General features: G+C 71.7%; 17 protein-coding genes. 7 read left to right on the forward strand and 10 right to left on the reverse strand.

Translation table 11 applies throughout. The features are described 5' to 3' along the window. Positions 1-14: 14 nt before the first annotated feature. From KUM40_RS27965 to KUM40_RS27975, 3 genes are read right to left on the reverse strand one after another with little or no spacing between them, the layout of a single operon-like run. Positions 15-830 (reverse strand): SAM-dependent methyltransferase, encoded by an 816-nt coding sequence (locus KUM40_RS27965; RefSeq protein ID WP_217168965.1) that lies wholly within the window; start codon positions 828-830, stop codon positions 15-17. Between the two features lie 10 nt (positions 831-840). Next, a complete protein-coding gene (locus KUM40_RS27970; RefSeq protein WP_217168966.1) occupies positions 841-1,122 on the reverse strand; it encodes a DUF397 domain-containing protein in 282 nt (93 codons plus the stop codon). Next, the gene (locus tag KUM40_RS27975) at positions 1,119-1,991 is read right to left on the reverse strand and encodes a helix-turn-helix transcriptional regulator (RefSeq protein WP_217168967.1); all 873 of its coding nucleotides are present in this window, start codon (positions 1,989-1,991) and stop codon (positions 1,119-1,121) included. The genes KUM40_RS27970 and KUM40_RS27975 overlap by 4 nt, the downstream gene beginning before the upstream one ends. A 292-nt stretch (positions 1,992-2,283) precedes the next feature. Between KUM40_RS27975 and KUM40_RS27980 the strand changes: the two genes are divergently transcribed. Continuing rightward, positions 2,284-2,637: an ATP-binding protein gene (locus tag KUM40_RS27980; protein ID WP_308401255.1), complete on the forward strand. Its 354-nt coding sequence runs from the start codon at positions 2,284-2,286 to the stop codon at positions 2,635-2,637. A 25-nt stretch (positions 2,638-2,662) separates the two neighbouring features. On the opposite strand, the gene KUM40_RS27985 is transcribed toward KUM40_RS27980, so the two are convergent. Beyond that, positions 2,663-3,514, reverse strand: coding sequence for a helix-turn-helix transcriptional regulator (locus KUM40_RS27985; protein WP_217168969.1), 852 nt, complete (start codon positions 3,512-3,514; stop codon positions 2,663-2,665). Positions 3,515-3,615: 101 nt separating this feature from the next. On the opposite strand from KUM40_RS27985, the gene KUM40_RS27990 reads away from it, so the two are divergent. From KUM40_RS27990 to KUM40_RS28000, 3 genes are read left to right on the forward strand one after another with little or no spacing between them, the layout of a single operon-like run. After that, a complete protein-coding gene (locus tag KUM40_RS27990; protein ID WP_217168970.1) occupies positions 3,616-4,371 on the forward strand; it encodes an SDR family NAD(P)-dependent oxidoreductase in 756 nt (251 codons plus the stop codon). Beyond that, positions 4,365-5,681 (forward strand): M24 family metallopeptidase, encoded by a 1,317-nt coding sequence (locus KUM40_RS42500; RefSeq protein ID WP_217168971.1) that lies wholly within the window; start codon positions 4,365-4,367, stop codon positions 5,679-5,681. Before KUM40_RS27990 ends, KUM40_RS42500 begins: the two co-directional genes overlap by 7 nt. 48 nt (positions 5,682-5,729) lie before the next feature. Further along, positions 5,730-8,264, forward strand: coding sequence for an SCO7613 C-terminal domain-containing membrane protein (locus KUM40_RS28000; protein ID WP_217168972.1), 2,535 nt, complete (start codon positions 5,730-5,732; stop codon positions 8,262-8,264). Positions 8,265-8,305: 41 nt separating this feature from the next. Here the strand turns inward: KUM40_RS28000 and KUM40_RS28005 are convergent, their stop codons facing one another. From KUM40_RS28005 to KUM40_RS28030, 6 genes are all read right to left on the reverse strand, one after another. Further along, complete coding sequence (locus KUM40_RS28005; RefSeq protein WP_217168973.1) at positions 8,306-8,689, reverse strand: AQJ64_40280 family protein; 384 nt, start codon at positions 8,687-8,689, stop codon at positions 8,306-8,308. A gap of 164 nt (positions 8,690-8,853) precedes the next feature. Next, positions 8,854-9,798 carry an ROK family protein gene (locus tag KUM40_RS28010; RefSeq protein WP_217168974.1) on the reverse strand — a complete coding sequence of 315 codons (945 nt, stop codon included), beginning with the start codon at positions 9,796-9,798 and terminating at the stop codon, positions 8,854-8,856. Continuing rightward, positions 9,795-11,552 carry an ABC transporter ATP-binding protein gene (locus KUM40_RS28015; RefSeq protein WP_217168975.1) on the reverse strand — a complete coding sequence of 586 codons (1,758 nt, stop codon included), beginning with the start codon at positions 11,550-11,552 and terminating at the stop codon, positions 9,795-9,797. Before KUM40_RS28015 ends, KUM40_RS28010 begins: the two co-directional genes overlap by 4 nt. Beyond that, entirely contained in the window at positions 11,549-12,448 is a 900-nt protein-coding gene (locus KUM40_RS28020) for an ABC transporter permease (RefSeq protein ID WP_217168976.1), read from the reverse strand. The genes KUM40_RS28015 and KUM40_RS28020 overlap by 4 nt, the downstream gene beginning before the upstream one ends. Further along, entirely contained in the window at positions 12,445-13,404 is a 960-nt protein-coding gene (locus KUM40_RS28025) for an ABC transporter permease (protein ID WP_217168977.1), read from the reverse strand. The genes KUM40_RS28020 and KUM40_RS28025 overlap by 4 nt, the downstream gene beginning before the upstream one ends. Before the next feature lie 49 nt (positions 13,405-13,453). Further along, the gene (locus tag KUM40_RS28030) at positions 13,454-15,271 is read right to left on the reverse strand and encodes a peptide ABC transporter substrate-binding protein (RefSeq protein WP_217168978.1); all 1,818 of its coding nucleotides are present in this window, start codon (positions 15,269-15,271) and stop codon (positions 13,454-13,456) included. A gap of 309 nt (positions 15,272-15,580) precedes the next feature. Here KUM40_RS28030 and KUM40_RS28035 point away from each other — a divergent pair, with 309 nt between their 5' ends. From KUM40_RS28035 to KUM40_RS28045, 3 genes are all read left to right on the forward strand, one after another. Then, the gene (locus tag KUM40_RS28035) at positions 15,581-16,816 is read left to right on the forward strand and encodes an ROK family protein (RefSeq protein ID WP_217168979.1); all 1,236 of its coding nucleotides are present in this window, start codon (positions 15,581-15,583) and stop codon (positions 16,814-16,816) included. A 121-nt stretch (positions 16,817-16,937) separates the two neighbouring features. Next, the gene (locus KUM40_RS28040) at positions 16,938-18,458 is read left to right on the forward strand and encodes a M81 family metallopeptidase (protein WP_217168980.1); all 1,521 of its coding nucleotides are present in this window, start codon (positions 16,938-16,940) and stop codon (positions 18,456-18,458) included. Between the two features lie 41 nt (positions 18,459-18,499). Continuing rightward, on the forward strand, positions 18,500-19,291 hold the full coding sequence (locus tag KUM40_RS28045) for a copper homeostasis protein CutC (protein ID WP_217169787.1): 792 nt from the start codon (positions 18,500-18,502) through the stop codon (positions 19,289-19,291). The last annotated feature ends 17 nt before the right edge of the window (positions 19,292-19,308 follow it).

Below are 19,308 nucleotides of genomic sequence, written 5' to 3' on the forward strand. Positions count from 1 at the left end.
GTCCGGCAAGTCCGCTACGGCTTGACGGCGGCCCCCACCCACAGGCTGACCTGGGCATCGGTGGGGGCGTCGGGGCCGGTGGGCCCGGTCGGCCGCCAGCGGTGGCCGACCGTGACGCCGGGGGCGAGGAGGTCGAGTCCCTCGAAGAAGCGGGCGACGTCGGTCTGCGAGCGGAACTGCACCGGCGTGCCCGAGCTTGTGTAGATGTCGGTGACCTTCTCCCAGGTGGGCGGGTCGAAATCGGGCGTGCAGTGGCTCAGCGCGAGGGCGCTGCCCGGCGGGAGGGCCGCCATCACCCGGCTGACGATCCCGTACGGGTCGCGCGCGTCGGTGACGAAGTGCATCAGGGCGTTCACGGACAGGGCGACCGGCTGGGACAGGTCGAGCACCTCGGCCAGCTCGGGTGCGTTCAGCAGGGCGTCGGGGTCGTTGACGTCGGCCTCTATGTAGGTCGTGCGGCCCTGCGGGGTGCTGCGCATGAGCCGCTCGGCGTACTTCAGGACGAGGGGGTCGTTGTCGGCGTAGACCACCCGGGCCTCGGGGACCACGGACTGTGCCACCTGGTGCACGTTCGGTTCGGTGGGGATGCCGGTGCCGATGTCCAGCCATTGGCGGATGCCGTGCTCCTGTGCCAGGACCCGGGTGGCGCGGTGCATGAAGGCGCGGTTCTCCCGCGCGCAGGTGAAGATGCCCGGGTAGGCCTCGGCGACCGCTTCGGCGGCCTGCTTGTCGACCGGGAAGTGGTCCTTGCCGCCGAGGTAGTAGTCGTACATGCGGGCCGAGTGCGGCCTGCTCGTGTCCAGGCCCCGCGCGGCGTGGGTGTTGCTCATCCTGTTCCCTTCAGAAGGTGTGCTGCCCTGTGCGGGGCGGGTGACTGGCCGTGAGGTGGTCGGCCATGCCCTGCTTGACCCCTCGGACGAACGCGCCGATCTCTTCGGGCGTGTAGATGAGCGCGGGTCCGGCCGGATCTGTCGACTGACGCACCGCGACCCGGCCGTCGTCGAGCTGCTTGGTCTCCACGCACTGGCCTCCATTGGGTCCGCTCCACGGGCGTTCCCAGCCGTGTTCGCCGAGGTCGGAGGCCGGCATCCCGTTGTAGACGGTGTCGTCGGTGAGGGTCATGAGTACTCCTTGCGCATGCGGTTCAGGAGTGCCGTGCTGTCCCGCGTCGAGGTCAGCAGCGACATCCTGTTGTGCGCCTCGAGGTGCGCGACGACGTCTTCCCGTTCGTCCAGGTACATCGAGGCGGAGAGGATCTCGCTGTAGACGACGTCGGGCAGCTCCGGCTCCTCGAACCGGAAGTAGGTGAAGGGAGCGCACGCCCCGACGTGGGCGCCGACGGCGAAGGGCAGGATGTCGATGCTGACGTGCTCCAGCGCGGAGACCTCCAGGAGCCGGTCGATCTGCTCGCGCATCACTTCCGGACCGCCCACGACCCGGTGCAGGACCGCTTCCTCCATGACCACCCAGAGCGTGGGCGCGTTCTCCCGGTCCAGCAGGCTCTGGCGGCGCACCCGCAGGTCGACCCGGCGCTCCAGCTCGTCGTCGGAGCCGTTGGGAAAGCCGCCGCTCAGTACCGCGCGGGCGTAGGCGTGGGTCTGGAGAAGCCCCGTGACGTAGTGGGGTTCGTAGGTGCGCAGCGTGCCGGCGCCGGTCTCCAGACTGACGTACGCGGTGAACCAGTTGGGCAGCACGTCACGGTAGGCGTGCCACCAGCCCGGTTTGTTGGCCTGCTCGGCGAGCGCGACGAACTCGTCGATCTCCTGTTGTGCGCTGCCGTAGGTCTGCAGGAGCTTTTCGACATAGAGGGGCTTGAGGGCCACTTCGGCCTTCTCCAGCCGGCGAATCGTCAGCGGCGTCACCCGAAGTGCCTTGGCGGCGTCGGCCAGTGAGGCACCCACGCCCTGCCGCATGTCCTGGAGCCGCCGGCCAAGGATCATGCGCAGCACCGTCGGAGCGCTGGTGCCGGCGCCGGACCGAGCTTCACTCACGCCCTACCTCCTGATGGGCTGTCACCAGCGCCATTGTGGCAGCGACTTGGTGATGACACCAGACTGAACGAGTCTTTCTGAAATTATCAGGGATTCGGTTGCAGCCTGAACTGAACGGCGAGCATAGTTGCGTCTGTGAGGCGCGCCCGCCCAGGTCGGCTCCCCGCATCGCGCCCGCCCGCACTGGAAGGCGATCACCGTGACCCCCCACACGACCCCTTCGCCCGGACTGTTACCGCCGGCGCATCCGGACCAGGAACACTGGTTCGACCTGCCCTCACTGCGTATCAGCGTGCGCACTGCGCGAGACACGGTCCGCCGGCAACTTCGCGCCTGGCGGCTCCCCGGTGATGTGTGCACCGACGCGGTGTTGCTCGTCTCGGAACTGGCGACCAACGCCGTGCTCCACTCGCAGAGCAACCGCATGCTGTGCGGTCTGTCGCTGACCACGCACAAGCAGTTGCGGATCGAGATGCACGACGACGGACACACGTCGGCCTCTCCCACCGGTGCCCGCTCCGGCTCCCAGGACGAGAGCGGCCGGGGCCTGCTGATCGTGCAGCAGCTCGCGGACTCGTGGGGAACCGCCCGTTCCATCCGTACCGGGGGCAACACGGTCTGGGCGGTACTCCGGATCGAGCTCTGACGCCCCGGGTGAACAACGCCGCGGGTCAATACACCTGGGAGTCGGCGTCGCCGCGACCGGCGGCGTGCAGGGTGTCGAGGGCGGCGGCCTCGCGTGTGCCGGGTGCGGCGGAGTAGACGATCATGGATTGATCGGTGTCCGGCAGCAGCAGGGTGTCGCAGTCGAGGGCGAGGGTTCCGAGGCCGGGGTGCTCGATTGTCTTGCGCATCGACCGCGATGTCGTGGAGCGTCCTTCCTCCCACATGCTCCAGAATCGTTCGCTGCCGTCGATCAGCTCCTCGGTCAGTGAGCGAAGGTCCGGGTCGTGCGGGTAGCGCGAGCGCGCGGTCCGCAGCAACCCCACGCACTGCTGGGCCGCCGCCTCGTCCTCTTCCGGGCGGGGGGCTACGTGCGTGACACCGCCACCGAGAAACCGCTGCCAGATGATGTTGCGTTGCCCGTCGGGCCAGCGCATGAGGTCACCGAGGAGCGCGCCCGCCATCGGGTTCTGCGCCAGAACGTCACCTTTGGCCGACAGTACGAGCGCGGGTACGTCGCTGAGCCGTTCCAGCAGACGCAGCACGCTCGGCCGGACGGACATCTCGATCCGGCCGGACAGCGGCGGGGAGCTGCCGGCCAGCCGGAAGACCTGGTCCCGTTCGTCCCGCTCGAGCCGGAGCGCCCGGGTCAGGGACGTGAGCACCTGCGTGGACGGCTGAGGTCCGCGGCCCTGCTCGAGGCGGACCACGTACTCGACGCTGAGCCCGGCGAGAACCGCCACCTCCTCACGGCGCAGGCCGGCGACTCTCCTCCCGGGGCCGGTCGGGAGGCCCACCTCCTCGGGGGCGATGCGTGCGCGGGCGGCCCTGACGACGCGGGCGAGTTCAACACGGTCCATCCGCCCATTGTCCCCTCGGCGGTGCCGGCCGTCCTGGTACGGCCGGTCCCACCCTCGGGCGTACCTGGAAGGCTCCTCGCGCCCCGCCTAGCGTCCAGGCCATGAACGAAGCACAAGGAACCCCCGACACCACCACCGTCCTGATCACCGGCGCCAACAAGGGCCTCGGCCACGAGACGGCCCGGCGCCTCGGCGCACTCGGCTGGCGCGTCTTCCTCGGCGCACGTGACGAGGAGCGCGGCCAGGAGGCCGCCGAGCGGCTCACCGCCGGCGGCGCGGACGTGAGGTTCGTCCCGCTGGACGTGACCTCCGACGACTCCGTCGCCGCAGCCGTCCGGGCCGTCCGGGACAGCACCGACCGGCTCGACGTCCTGGTCAACAACGCGGGGATCACCGGCGAGAAGGTCGGTCCCATGGACCGGCTGATCAAACCCGAGGAGACGCTGCCCCAGCACCTCATCCCCGTCTTCCGCGTCAACGTGTTCGGCCCGGTCCGTGTCACCCAGGCGTTCTTGCCGCTGCTGCGTGCCGCCGACGACCCGCGGGTGGTGATGGTCTCCAGCGGCGCCGGTTCACTGACGGTCGCCACGGACCCGAAGCGGCCGGAGTCGGCCGTCGCCCACTTGATGTACCCGGTGTCCAAGGCAGCTCTGAACATGCTCACCGTCCAGTACGCCAACGGCATCCCGGACGTCCGGTTCAACCTGGCCGACCCCGGCTTCACCGCCACCGACCTCAACCACCACCAGGGCACCCAGACCGTCACCGAGGGCACCGACGCCATCGTCGAGTTCGCCACCACCTCGCCCGGGCCGACCAGGCAGTACCGCGACCGCAACGGCGACGTCCCGTGGTGAGGGCGACCGACCCGGCCGACGGCGCCGTGCCCACCTTCTCGATGTCCGAGCGGGACCGCCGATGGGACCTGGCGCGGGCGTTCATGGCACGCCGGGGCCTCGACGCGCTGCTGGTCTTCGGTGAGCACGAGGACGCCGGCCCGGCCCCGTTCGCCTACGACACCTGGTTCACCAACGGCCGGGCCGGCACGACCGTCGTCTTCCCGCGCGACGGCGAGCCGGTCTCCCTGCTGCCGATGGAAATGTTCACCAAGGACCATCTCGAATCCGCCCGTCGAGGCGACACCATCTGGATTCCGCCGGAGAACCTGCGCATGCCCCGCGACTCCCGCGTGGTCGCCGGCACTCTCAAAGAACTGGGCCTGGGGAAGGCGGCCATCGGGGTCGTCGGCCTGGAACCCTATCCTCCGTGGCACCCCGAGGGCATCGTGCCCTACCGGCTCTGGAACACCGTCCTGGCCGAACTCCCCGCCGCCGACTTCACCCCGGTGGCGATGGCGCTGTCCCGGCTCATCATGCCGCTCGGCGCCGAGGAGATCGCCGTGGTGCGTCACTCGGCGCACATCGGTGACGCCATGGTGCGGGCCATGGTCGAGACCGCCGCCGCCGGTGTCCCGGAGAGCGAGGTGTACGCGGCCGGAATGGCCGCGGGACACGCCCGCGGAACCACCCCCGCGGCCATGCACTTGTGGACCGGCCCCGACCCGCTCGCATCGGGCCTTCCCCCGTGGAGCTACCGCCCGCAGGCCCCCCGTGTCCTGCGGGACGGCGACATCGTCTCCGCCGAGGTGTTCAGCAACGTCGCGGGGCGTCACACGCAACACCAGGTCACCATCACCATCGGTGAACCGCACGAGGACCTGCGGCGCGCCGCCGACGTCGCCCGCGCGGCCTACGACGCCGGACTCGACGCACTGCGCCCCGGCCGGACGTTCGGCGATGTCGTCGACGACATACGCAGGCCGTACGCCGACGCCGGCGGCTGGGAATTCGGCCCCGCCATCCACACGCTCAACCCGATGATCGCGGCGGGTGGCTTTCCCAACGACGCCAGCCGCCGCATGGCGGGCGCCGACACGTACCCGCCCGAGGACGGCCACCGCCCCACCATGGCCGCCGACCTGGAGCTCGAACCCGGGATGACCTTCGCCCTCGAACCCAACTACGTCTACGGACGGCAACTGGCCTACCTCGGCGGCACGGTGATCGTCGGCGACGACGACCCGATCGAACTGAACCCGTACACGGCACAGGTCCTCCGGGCGGAGGGCGTCCCGGCGCGCTCCGGGCGGGACATGAGTACGGGCTGAGTATCCGCGCTCATGCCCCGGCACGTGGCGAGGGCCACACTCCGAGGCATGACGAACATTCCGCCCCCGGCCGAGGAGCTGCGGTTCCTGGACGCCGAGCTGCGGCAACTCGACGCCCGTCGTGCCGTCCTGCTGCGACGCCGCGAGTGGCTGGTCCACACACTGCGGGCGGCCGCCGTCCAGCGGCCCGCCCAGGGTCCCGTCCAGCGGCCCGCCCAGGGTCCCGGGGCCGCGCCACCGGGGCGGCCCGTCGGCGCGGGTGCCGTCGCTCGTCGGCCGGAGGCCACCGCGCCCGGCGTGCAGAACGTGCTGCTGGTCCTGGGCGGCGTCCTGCTGACCGTCGCGGCGATCGCGTTCACCCTGGTCAGTTGGGGCGACATGGGGATCGTCGGGCGGGCGCTGGTACTCGGTGCGCTGACCGTGGGGGCACTGGGCGTGCCCGTGGCGTTGCTGCGGCGCGGGCTGAGGTCGACCGCCGAGGCGGTGTCGGGTCTGGGGACGGCCCTGACCGTGCTCGACGCGTACGCGCTCCACGAGGTGGTGTTCGCCGGCACGGACCCGGTGGGGTACACGGCTGCCGCGTCCGCCGTCCTGGCCGCCTCGTGGGCCGCCTACGGCGTGGTGACAAGCGCTCTGGTGGCGCCTCCTCCCACCACGGCCTCCGTGGCGGCCGCCGCGGAGGCCGCCGCGGCGGAGGGCGGCTCGGCCGGTGGCGGCGCGCGGCTCGGGCCGCGGCATCCTCTCCCCCTCGCCGTGGCGACCGCGCACCTGCCCCTGCTGCTGTGGGCGATCGCCGTCGGCGCGGGGCCGCGCACGCTCACGGCCGTGCTGCTGACGACCGCGGCCGGCGGCACCGCCGTCGCCCTGCGCACGACACTCGTGCCGGTGCGTGTCGTCGCCGTCGTCGGTGCCCTGGGGACGGGCGGCGCCGGTGCGCTGTCGGCCGGTCTGCTCTGCTGGAGCGCGGCCGATCCGGGCGCGGCCGCGCAGGCGGCGGCGCTCCTGGTCCTCGCGGCGACGATCGCCCTGGTGGCGTCCCGATTCGTTCCGAATCCGGACGTGGCCATGGGCGCGGCCTGGGTCGCGGGTCTGTGTCTGGTCGCCGGCGCCGGCGGGGTGCTCTGGGTCTCGGTGCCCGGCGAGTGGACGGTGCCGGGGTGCCTGGCCTGCGCGATCGCCCTGCTTGCGGTGGTCCGGACGCCGCTGTCCCGGCCTCTGCGGCAGGGGCTTGTGCGTGCTTCGGCGACCGTCCAGGGCCTCGCGGTGCTGTGGGCGGTCCCGCTGGTCGCCGGGACCCTCCTCGGCCCGACGGCCCGGGGTGCGCGGCCCTGGTCCGGCGCGCCGCGCGACATCCGGGACGCCGTGTTCTCGGACGTCCCCTGGCCCGCGTACGCGAGCACCGTGCCGCTCGTTCTCGCCGTTGTGGCCGGTGTGCTGCTGGTGGCCGGGCGCCGCACGGTCCGGCACCCGGTCGCCACGGTGGGAGCGCTCGTCCTCGGTTGGGCTGCCGCCTTCGTTCTTCCGGCGGTGCTCGGACTGTCCTACGGGGCCGGTCTGGTGGCGCAGGGTGCCGTGGTCGCCTCGGCCCTGGGCTTCGCGTACCGGGCCGGCCGCGCCGAGAGGGTGCTCTCTCCGCTGCCCCTCACCGCGCTGCTGCTGGCCCTCGTCACCTCTGTCGACCTCGCCTTCCTCTCGCTGGCCACCGAGACGGCGACGATCAGTGTGCTGGTGACGCTCACCGTGCTGTTCGGTGCGGTCGGCCGCCACGCGGGGCTCGCCCCGTTCACCGCGCCCATCGCCCTCGGGTACGCCACGGCTGCGGCCTGCGCGATCGGCGCGTCCGCCGGCCGGCAGGCGCATCACACGGCACTGCTGGTTCTCGTCGTGCCCGTCGCCGCCGCGTTGATCGCGTCGCGTGCCAGTGGCTCGCGCGCGACCGTACCGGTCGAGGCGACGGGTGCGGCCGCGGGACTGCTCGCGTGCGCGCTCGCCGTGACGGATCTGCCGACGCTGGCCCTGGTGCTCTCCCTCGGCGGCGTCGTCGTGGCCGGCACCGCGCTGCGCCGGGAGCGGCGGCCGGCCGGGTATGCGGCTGCCGCACTGTTCCTGCTGGCCACCTGGGTGCGTCTGCTGGCCTGGGACGTCACCACGCCGGAGGCCTACACCCTGCCGGTGACCGTGCCCGCGCTGATCGTCGGGTTCCTGCGCCGGCGCCGCGACCCGGCGGTCTCCTCCTGGGCGGCGTACGGCGGCGGGTTGGCCGTCACCCTGCTGCCGAGTCTGCTCGCCGCCTGGGACGACCGGCACTGGCTGCGGCCCCTGCTGCTCGGCGTCGCCGCGCTCGCCGTGACCCTGGCGGGCGCCCGGCACCGGCTCCAGGCGCCCCTGGTTCTGGGCGGGGGTGTGCTCGCGCTGGTGGCGCTGCACGAACTCGCCCCGTACATCGCCCAGGTCGTGGGCGCGCTCCCCCGCTGGGCCCCTCCGGCCCTCGTCGGTCTGGTGCTGCTCGTGCTGGGCGCCACCTACGAGCAGCGGCTTCGTGACGCGCGGCGGCTGCGGGAGGCGCTGGGGCGGCTCCACTAGACCGGCCGACCGGCACCCTGTCCTCGGTGCCTGTGGGCGGCTCAGCTTCCGGGACGCTCGTTCCACACCTTGTACAGAGCGGGCCGCACGTCGTCCCCGAGGAGGAGGTGGGTCGCCTCGCCGGGCAGCGTGGGCAGCTCGGCCCAGTGGGTCACGCTGTCATCGCTGTCCGGGTCGTAGGCGAAGCGCACGACCTGGTCGGAGTCGACGAAGCAGTCGCGGTGCACCACCCCGTCGTCGTCCAGGTGTTCATCCGTGAAGTACATGGTCCGCACCAGCCAGAAGGACTCGCGCCGCGTCGTGCCGGACTCGGCGGCGTCCTGGGCCGGATAGCGTCCGGTGATCGCCACGGCTACGGGGTCACCGATCTGCGGCAGCCTCTCCCGCACGTCCACCCAGGTCACCGTGGTCGTCAGCTCCGTCATCTCCACCCTCGCTCTGCTCTCGTCCGAGCCTCGTCTCTCGTCCGAGCCTCGTCGACCCTGTCCGTCCTGCTGTGCAGCGCACTGGCAGTCGCACCGGCAGCCATCGGACAAGACGGCGGGGTGGCCCTGGAGGTTGAGATCTCCGGTCCGGCACCTCCTCGTCCTCAGGCTGCCACCGCGGCTTCCCCACCCGTCGTCTCCAGACGGGCCCGGGAGGCGGCGCCCACCGGTACGGCGTCGGCCGCGAGCCGGGTGCGGAACACGCGGACCGGATGGCCACTGACGGGTGGTTCCTCGGCGAGCCGGGCCCGTATGGCGGGCTCCAGCAGGTGCCAGGCCCGGGCCACGCCGCCGCCGATCACCACTGTCGTGATGTCCAGCAGACCGGCCGCGATGGCGATCCCCCGGGCGAGTCCGGCTCCGGCGTCGCGATACACCGCGAGGGCGTCCTGGTCACCGTGGGCGGTCGCGTCGGCCACCTCGCGCGCGGTGAGCAGGCGGCCGGTGCGTTCGGCGTAACGGGCGCCGATCGACCGTCCGGAGGCCAGGGTCTCCAGGTGGCCGCGCCCCCCGCAGGTGCAGGGCAGGTCGCCGAATCCGGGCACGTGCCCGATCTCGCCGGCCGCGCCGTGCGGCCCCGCGAACAGCCGGCCGCCCGTCCAGAGAGCACCGCCCACGCCCGTGCCCAACGCGATGCCGAGAACGTCGGGTTCACCCCTGACCGCGCCTCCCCACACCTCCCCCAGCAGGAACGCGTTGACGTCGTTGTCGAGGAACACCGGTACGCCCAGGGCGTCCTGCACAGCGGCGCTGACGGGAAAGCCCGACCAGCCGCGGAAGGAGTCGCTCGCCACCAGGATGCGGCCCGCGGCGGAGTCCACCAGCCCGGCCGCACCGACGCCGACACCGGCCGGCCGGCCGGGGGTACGGCGCAGCAGCGGGGCCAGGGCACCCAGGGCGGCGTCGATCATCGCCTGCCCGCCCGAGGCCGCCGGAGTGGTCGTCTCCGCGCGGTCCAGCACGGTGAGGTCGTCGTCGCAGACGACCACCTGGGTCGTGGTCCCGCCGATGTCCACCCCGACGAACAGTGTGCGGTCGTGCGTGCTCACGTACGGGCCTCCGTGGTTCCGGCCGCCAACGCGGCCAGGCGTTCGGCCCTCCGGCCGCGCTGGACCACCGGGTCGGGCACCGGCACGGCGGCCAGCAGCCGCCGGGTGTAGTCGGTCTCCGGATGCAGCAGGGTCTGGCCGGTGTGTCCCAGTTCCTCGATGCGTCCGGCCCGCATGACGGCGACCCGGCGGGCGAAGTGCTGGACGACGGCGAGGTCGTGGGAGACGAACAGGCAGGCGAAGCCCAGCTCGTCCTGGAGTTCGGTGATGACCTCGAGGACGGACTCCTGCACGCTCACGTCGAGCGCGCTGGTGGGCTCGTCGGCGACGAGCAGCCGGGGCTCGAGCACGAGCGCGCGGGCCAGGCTGACCCGCTGGCGCTGGCCGCCGGACAGTTCACCGGGGGCACGGCGGGCGATCTCGCCGGGCAGCCGGACCCGGTCCAGCACTGCCGCGACCCGGCTGCGCCGCTCCTGGGCGGACAGTGCACGGCGGTGCACCCGCAGTGGCTCGGCAACGCACTCGCCGACGGTCATCCGGGCGTCGAGCGAGGCGACCGGGTCCTGAAGGACGACGCCGATGCCGGACCGCAGCGCCCTGCGGGCACGAGAGCGGCTGCGGGCGAGGTCGGTGCCGAACAGGGAGACACCGCCGGACGTCGGCGGGATCAGGCCGAGTGCCACGCGGGCCGCGGTGGACTTGCCGGAGCCCGACTCGCCCACCAGGCCCAGGGTCTCGCCGGGGCGCACGGCCAGCGAGACACCGTCCAGGGCGCGCACCGCGCGCTTGCCGCGGCCGAACACCACGCTGACGTCCCGGAGATCGACGACCGGCACGGTGTCCCTCTCGCCGCCGGGCGCCTCGTCCGGGCGGGGCTCGCCGCCCGCCTCGTCCGGGTCGGGCTCGGCGGCCGGCGCGCGCTTGGCGGCCTCGGCGACCGTCAGCCGGGGCACGGCGGCGAGCAGCCGCCGGGTGTAGTCGTGGGCCGGGCGCAGCAGTACGTCCTCCACCGGTCCGGTCTCCACGATCCGCCCCTGGTACATCACGGCGACCCGGTCCGCGAAGTCGGCGACGACGCCCATGTTGTGGGTGACGAGCAGGACGCCGGTGCCGGTCTCGGCGGCGAGGGTGCGCAGCAGGTCGAGGATCTCGGCCTGCACGGTGACGTCGAGCGCGGTGGTCGGTTCGTCGGCGATCAGCAGGGCGGGGTCGTTGGCGATGGCCATGGCGATGACCACCCGCTGGCGCTGGCCCCCGGAGAGCTGGAAGGGGTAGGCGGCCGCGCGCCTGTCCGGCTCGGGGATGCCGACCCTGCGCAGCAGGTCGACGGCCCGGGCGGCGGCGTCCTTGGTGGACATGTCGCGGTGGTTGCGGATCACCTCGGCGATCTGCTTGCCGATCCGGGTGAGCGGGTCGAGGGCGGTGGCCGGCTCCTGGAACACCATGGAGACGGTCCGGCCGCGCAGTGCGGCGAGGCCTCCCTCGCCCGCGCCGACGATGTCGGTGCCCGCGATCACGGCCCGCCCGGTGACGGCGGCGTTGCCGGACAGCAGGCCCGTCGCGGCCAGCGCGACGGTCGACTTGCCGGAGCCCGACTCGCCGACCAGGGCGAGGGTCTCGCCGGGGCGGACGTGCAGGGACACGCCGCGAACCGCGGGCACCCGTGCGGACTCGGTGGTGAAGACGACACCGAGGTCGTCGAGTTCGAGTATCGGCTCGGCCGCCGCGTCGGCGGTGGTCCGGGTGGCGGTCATCCGCGTCCCCTCACGTCGAATGCGTCACGGAGCCCGTCCCCGATCGCGTTGAACGCCCACACCACCAGGATGATGGCGAGGCCGGGCGGCAGGATGAGCCACCAGTAGCCCGAGTAGGCGGCGGTCAGTCCCGTCGAGAGCATGCCGCCCCAGTCGGTGGCCGGCGGCTGTACGCCCAGGCCCAGGTAGGAGACGTAGGCGACCAGGAGGATGGCGTCGGCGATCTGGAAGGTCGCGGCGACGATGACGGTCGAGACGGAGTTCGGCAGGATGTGCCGCAGGATCGCGCGGGCGTGCGTCCCCCCGATGGCCCGCAGGGTCAGTACGTAGTCACGGTTCTTCAGGGTCAGGGTCTCGGCGCGGATCAGCCGGGACGGCACCAGCCACGACACCAGGCCGAGGATGAGGACCAGGCCGGCGAGTCCGGGCGTGGTGATGGCGGAGACCACCAGCAGGATGAAGAGGGCGGGGATGGCGATGCCCGCGTCCACGATCCGCATCATCACCGCGTCGATCCAGCCGCCCGCGTACCCCGCGGCCGCGCCCCACAGGGTGCCGATGACGGTGGCCAGGACGCCCGCGGCGAAGCCGACGATCAGCGACACCTTGCCGCCGTACATCAGCCGGCCCAGCTCGTCGTGGCCGACGGCGTCGGTGCCGAGCCAGTGTGCGCCGCTCGGCGAGAGGTTGACCTGCTGGAGCGCGGTGTGGGTCTGGTCCGTGGAGTACACCAGCGGGCCCGCGAAGCAGAACAGGACGAAGAAGACCACGACGCCGAGTCCGACGACGGCCAGCCGGTTGCGCAGGAAGCGCCGGACGGCGAGCCGGGCGCCGGAGCTCTCACGGGGGGTGTCGGGCGTGCCGGACGTCTTGGCCGGGTGGATGACGGCGCTCATGCACGGCCTGCCTTCACTCGGGGATCGATGATCCGCTGGACGATGTCGGCCAGCAGTGTGCCGATGACCGTGGCGACGGCGATGACCAGCACACAGCCCAGCAGGACCGGGTAGTCGGAGGCCTGCGCGGCGGACCAGAACAGCAGCCCCATACCCGGGTAGTTGAAGAGCTGCTCGACCACCAGCGCACCGCCGAAGAGGACGGGTACGTAGTAGCCGAGCATGGCGACCACCGGTGTCAGGCTGTTGCGGAAGACGTGCCGCCGCAGGATGGCTCCGGTGTGGGAGCCGCCGGCCCGCGCCGTTCTGACGTAGTCCTCGGAGAGGTTCTCCAGGGTGGCGGCGCGCATGTAGCGGCTGAACACCGCGATCATGGAGGCGGCCCCGGCGATCACCGGCAGGACCAGTGCCTGCGGTTCGGCGAACACCTGGCCGAGGGTTTCCCCTTGCGGCGCCTGGGACGGGAACCACGGCAGCACCTGGCTGAACACCAGCACCAGGATCAGCCCGAGGAAGTAGACGGGGGTGGAGTAGGCGATGAAGCTCAGTGTGGTGATGACGTAGTCCACCGGCCTGTTGCGCCGCACGGCCTGCCACATGCCCAGTGGGATCGCCAGGAGAAGACCGATGACGGCCGACAGGATGGTGAGGACCAGGGTCTTGGGAAGGCGTTCCCCGATGAGCTGGGCGACCGGCGCGTTGAGGGTGTACGAGGTGCCGAGGTCTCCGTGCACCAACTGGTTGAGGTAGTAGAGGTACTGCACGGGCAGGGGCTCGTCGAGGCCCTGTTCGTGGTTGAAGCGGGCGATCTGCTGGGCCGTGGCCTGCGGGCCGAGGATCCCGCGCGCGGGACCCCCGGGCAGGGCGTGCAGCAGGACGAAGACCACGATCGTCACGATGACGATCACCGCGAGCGCCTGGAGGACGCGTCTGATCAGGTACGAGGGAGTACTCATGTGTGTTCCGGTCGTTTCGGCTCAGGGGTTCGCCGGGTCACCGGCCGGCTCACTTGTCCGTCCACTTCCACATGGCGGGGTGGAAGTTGGCGAGCGAGTCCTGCGCGAAGCCGCCCAGCCCCTCCTTGACCACGGAGACCTGGTAGTCGGGCTCGGGCAGCCAGATCACGGGCAGGTCCTTGGCCAGCGCGGCGCTGTACTCCTTGACGGCCTCGGTCGACTCCGACGTGGTGGTCTCGGTGATCAGCTTGTCCACGGCGGGGTTGGAGTAGCTGCCGAAGTTGGAACCGCCGCCGGTCTGGAAGAGCGCGTCACCGCTCGGGTAGGCCGGGAAGTACCAACTGCCCGCGGTGCCGAAGAAGGAAAGCTGCCACTTGCAGCCCGAGTCGCCGGAGGTGCACTGACCGGACTGGGAGAGCACGGAGTTGACCGGTGCGGTCTTGATGGTGAACTTGATGCCGGTCTTCGCGAAGGAGGACTGCAGGGCGCTCATCATGTTGTCGGTCACGGCCGAGCCGGACTGGGACAGCACCTGCATCTGGAACTTGGTGCCCTTGGCGACACCCGAGCCGCACTGGTCGTCGCCGCTGCCCGCGTCCGTGCACACCATGGTGCCGTCCTGCTCGGTCCAGCCGTGGGAGGTCAGCAGTTGCTTGGCCTTGGCGGTGTCGAAGGGGTACGGGTTGTTCTTCTGCTCCGGGGAGACGAAGTCGGATTCCTGTCCCTGGGGGATCGGGCCGTAGGTGGGGACCGCGGTGCCGTTGAAGATCACCTTGGAGAGGGTGGGCTGGTCGACCGACATCTGGATCGCCTGGCGGGCGTAGAGCTGCTTGAACACGGCGCCCATGGCAGGGTTGTTGAAGTTGTACGGCATGTAGGTGATCGCCCAGCCCGCCCACGGCTTGAACGTGTAGCCGCGCGACTTGAAGGACGCCTCCTGGCCGAGGTCGGTGGCGTTGATGTAGCCGTAGTCGACCGTGCCCGCCCGCAGCGCGTTCGTCTCGGCTGCGGTGGTGGTGAACGGCAGCAGGTTGACGTTCTTGATGTTGGCCTTGCCGCCGCCGTCGTACTTCGCGTTGGCGGTCAGCTCGACCTTGCCGGCGGTGGAGAACGACTTGATGGTGTACGGCCCGCTGACCGTCTTCCAGAGCGGGTCGGTGGCGTAACCGGAGATGTTCTTGGCAGCGTTGTTGAGGTACGTCCAGACCTTCTTGGCGCCCTCGGGGGTGCGGTCCAGGTCGGAGACGGCCTCGGAGTCGCCGGTCTTGTCCCAGACGTGCTGCGGCATCACGCGGATCATGCTCAGCTCGTTGGCGAGCATCCACTGCTGGTTGTACGCCTTGTCGAACGTGATGGTGAAGTGGGTGGCGTCGGCGGCCTTCAGCGAGGTCCAGTTGTCCGGCGCCTTGCCCGGGCTGTAGCTTGCCCAGTCGGCCTTGTTGGCCTTGATCAGGTTGAACCAGAACTCGACGTCGCGCGAGGTGATCGGCTTTCCGTCGCTCCAGTGCCGGTCGCCGAGCGTGATCGTGACGCTCTTGCTGTCCTTGGCGAAGTCCGCGGCGGTGGCGAGGGAGTTGTCCTTGTTCCAGCCGACCTCGCCCGTCGAGCCGTCGTAGGCGATCAGCGGCTCCCAGAGGGACTGGGATATGGAGGCGTTGTTGGTGTTGAGGTGCGCGGCGGTGCCGATGGGGAGGATCCAGTTCGGCGTGAAGTTCGCCGGGAGCGCGTAGTTGATGGTGTCCGTCGAGGTTCCACCGGAGGACGAGGTGCCACCGCCGGTACAGCCGGTGAGCAGAACGCCGGACGTGACGGCGGCACCCGCGACAAGGGCCCAGCGGCGGCCGGTCGCCGTGCGAGCAAGGAACATGACTCTCCTCGGAGTGAAGGACCCGTGATGCGCCCGGACGAAGGTCGGGGCGGGCGCCGCGGGATCGGCGCTTCGTGCACGACAGTCAACGTCCCACACGCCGAATGAACAAACAAGAAATAGTAAAAAGTAAGTTTCTCCAAGCTCGACACAACTGCCCACGGGCTGTCGCGCCCAGCAAAACAACCACTTTTGGCAGCATTTGCCCGATTAAGAGCCATGGTTTTGCCATTCGGGAAGCGGTTCACGTCCGCGCTGTACGGGCGTACTGTCTTCGTCAAATCCACCGTTGCGGAAGTTACTTCGTACATGACTGAAATAAGTCCGCGTAACCGAAAGCCCGCGAGGGGGGCCTCCTCCCTCGCCGCCCGGGTCCTGGAACTCGTGGCCTCGGGCCAGGCTTCGTCACGCGCCGAACTCGCCGCCCTGCTCGGCGCCGCGCCCTCCACCATCTCCCTCACCGTGGGACAACTCGTGGAGCGCGAGCTGATCGCCGAGGAAGGCACCCAGTCGTCCACCGGCGGGCGCCCACGCAAGGTTCTGCGGCTCGGCGGCACCGACGGGTTCGCCGTCGCCGCCGACCTCGGCGGCCGGCACGCGCGCATCGGCCTGGTACTGCCCGGGGGCGGACTGGACAAGGTCTCCACCATCCCGCTCGTCATCGCCGACGGGCCCGAGGAGACGCTGCCCCGGCTCGCCGAAACCATGGAGGCCCTGGCCGCGGAACGCGGGCACGAGCGACTGCGCGGGGTGGGGCTCTCGCTTCCGGGTCCGGTCGACGTCGAATCCGGGTGCGTCGTCCTTCCGTCGCGCATGCCCGGGTGGAACCGATTCCCGGTCGCCGCCTGGCTCGAGGAGCGCTTCGGCCTCCCGACCGCGGTCGAGAACGACGCCAACTGCATGGCGATGGGCGAACACGCGGTACGGCCCACCGAACACCGGCAGTCGATCATGGTGAAGATCGGCTCGGCGATCGGCGCCGGCGTCATCTTCGACGGCCGCCTCTACCGCGGCGCGACCGGCGCCGCCGGCGACATCACCCACATCCGGATCGAGGGCGCCACCGACATCCCCTGCTCGTGCGGCAAGACCGGCTGCCTGGAGACCGTGGCCTCCGGCGCCGCCCTGGTCCGCATCCTGCGGGAGCGCGGTGCCGACGTCAGCAGCATCGAGGACGTCGTACGCCTGGCCGCCGACGCCGACCCCGAGGCGACCGGCGCCGTCCGTCGCGCCGGGGATCATCTCGGGCAGGTTCTGGCCGCCAACGTCAACTTCTTCAACCCCGACGCCGTCTACCTCGGCGGCATCCTGTCCACCCTCGAACCCTTCGTCGCCGCGGTCCGCAGCCAGCTCTACGAGAGCTGCCACCCGCTGGTCACGGAGCACCTCACCATCGAACGGGCCCGTCTCGGCGCCGACGCGGGAGTCGTGGGGGCCGGACAGTTCGCCCTGCAACGCGCCATGGCCCACGCCCTGCGCGCCATCGGCGGCGCCGGGCCCGCCACCGCCACCACCGAGTCCCTCGGCACGCGCCGCACTACCTGACGCGTCGAACGCCCGACGCGCACCACCCTCGGACACACCGCCCCACGAACACACCGCCCCTCGGACACACCGCACCTCGAACGCACCGCACCCCAGACGCACCGCACCCCGACGAGGAGTCATGCCGCATTCCCGCACCGCCACCCGCCCGGTCATCGCCATTGCCGGGCTCGGCATCGAGTCGTCCACCTTCTCGCCGGCCCGCACCGAGGCCCCCGCCTTCCACCCCTCGCGCGGCACCGACGTGCTCGAGCGTTACCCCTTCCTCTCCCCCGGCCAGGCCCTGCGCGAGGCCGCCGACTGGCACGGCGCCCTGGTGGGCAAGTCGCTGCCCGGCGGCATGGTCACCGCCGCCGCCTGGTCCGCGCTCACCGGCGAACTCGTCGAGCGCCTCGCCGCACTGCCCCGGCTCGACGGTCTCTGGTACGACATCCACGGCGCGATGACGGTGGAGGGCGTCGAGGACGCCGAGGCCGTCCTGCTGGAACGCGTCCGTGCCACCGTCGGTCCCCACGTGATCGTCTCCACCTCGATGGACCTGCACGGCAACGTCTCCCGCGAACTGGCCCACCGCAGCGACCTCATCACGTGTTACCGGATGGCCCCGCACGAGGACCACATGGAGACCAAGGAGCGTGCCGTCCGCAATCTGGTCGGCCTGCTCGCCTCCGACGCTCCCCGCCCGGTCAAGGCGTGGGTACCGGTCCCGGTGCTGCTGGCGGGAGAGCAGACCTCCACCCGCATCGAGCCGGCCAGGAGCGTGTACGCGGCCGTCGACGAGGTCGAGGCCGTGGAGGGGGTGACCGACGCGGCGATATGGGTCGGCTACGCCTGGGCCGACGAGCCGCGCAACCGGGCGGCCGTCGTCGTCACCGGCCCCGACCGGGACGCCGTGTCGGCGGGCGCGGAACGCCTCGCACGCGGTTTCTGGCAGGCCCGTCACGACTTCGACTTCGTCGCTCCGACCGGCACCTTCGACGACATCCTCGACGAGGCCCTGCGCTCGCCGCACCGGCCGTACTTCATCAGCGACACCGGCGACAACCCCACCGCGGGCGGCGCCGGTGACGTCACCTGGGGCCTGACCCGCCTGCTGGAGCGCCCGGAGTTCCAGAAGGACGACGGCCCGACCGTCCTGTACGCCTCGGTGCCGGGCCCCGCGGCCGTCGACACCGCGGTCGCCGCGGGCGTGGGCGCCACCGTGACCGTCACCGCCGGAGCCGAGGTGGACGACCGGCACGCCGGCCCCGTCACCCTCACCGGCGTGGTGCACGCCGTCCGGCACGGCGACCGCGACGCCGAGACCGAGGTGGTGATCCGCGTCGGCGGCGTGCACGCCGTCCTCACCCGGCTGCGCAAGCCCTACCACCATGAGCACGACTTCACCGACCTGGCCCTCGACCCACGCTCCGCCGACGTCGTCGTCGTGAAGATCGGCTATCTGGAGCCGGAGCTGTTCGACATGGCCGCGGGGTGGAAGATGGCCCTCACACCGGGCGGTGTCGACCAGGACCTGGTGCGACTGGGCCACCACCGCATCCGCCGGCCCGCGTTCCCCTTCGACCGCGACATGGCCGACCCGGACCTGACGGCACGGATCATTCCGGCCTCCGACCAGCCGCTCACCGGGGACGACGAGTGACCGGACGCGGCGCCCACGCGCTTCACCAGGACCGGCCCGACGTGCCGTACGGCCTTCAGGGCGACGCCGGTCCGTCGGGAGCCGCCCTCGAGATCGCCGTCACCTCCGCGGCCGGGGCCCGTGCCGCCCGCGACCACGGCGCGGACCGGGTCGAACTGTGCACCGCGCTCGAACTGGGCGGCCTGACCCCGTCGGCGGCCTCGGTGGCGGCGGTCGCAGCCGTCGGGCTGCCGGTGCAGGCCCTGGTGCGGTGCCGTCCCGGCGACTTCGTGCACGACGCCGAGGAGGTCGCCCTGATGGTCGCCGAGGTGCGCTCCGTCGTCGCGTCCGGCGCCTCGGGCGTGGTCGTCGGGGCGCTGACCGCGGAAGGGGCACTGGACACCGACGCGGTCACCCGCCTGGCGGACGCCGCGCACGACCGCGCACGGGACCACGGACGCTCCGTCGACGTCACACTGCACCGTGCGGTCGACCAGTCCGTCGACCCGGCCGCCATCGCGGCGCTGCTCCCCCCGCTCGGTGTCACCAGGGTTCTCAGCTCCGGCGGCGCGGCCACCGCGGGCGCCGGGCTGGCCACGCTGACCGCGATGGTGACGGCCGCGCCCGACGTACAGGTCATGGCGGGCGGCGGCGTACGCGTCGACGACATCCCCGCTCTGGTGGCGGCGGGGGTCGCCGCGGTGCACCTCTCCGCCAAGACCCGGGCCGAGCCCCGGCGCGGCGGTACGTGGATACCCCTCGGCGCCTCGGGAACCTCCGCCGACCTGGACACCCACTTCGTCACCGACCCCGAGGTGGTGGCCGCCGCTCGGCGCGCACTTGACGCGGCATGAGCGCAACCGTGCCGGGG

The sequence above is a fragment of the Streptomyces sp. AC512_CC834 genome, from assembly GCF_019049325.1.
GTDB lineage: Bacteria > Actinomycetota > Actinomycetes > Streptomycetales > Streptomycetaceae > Streptomyces.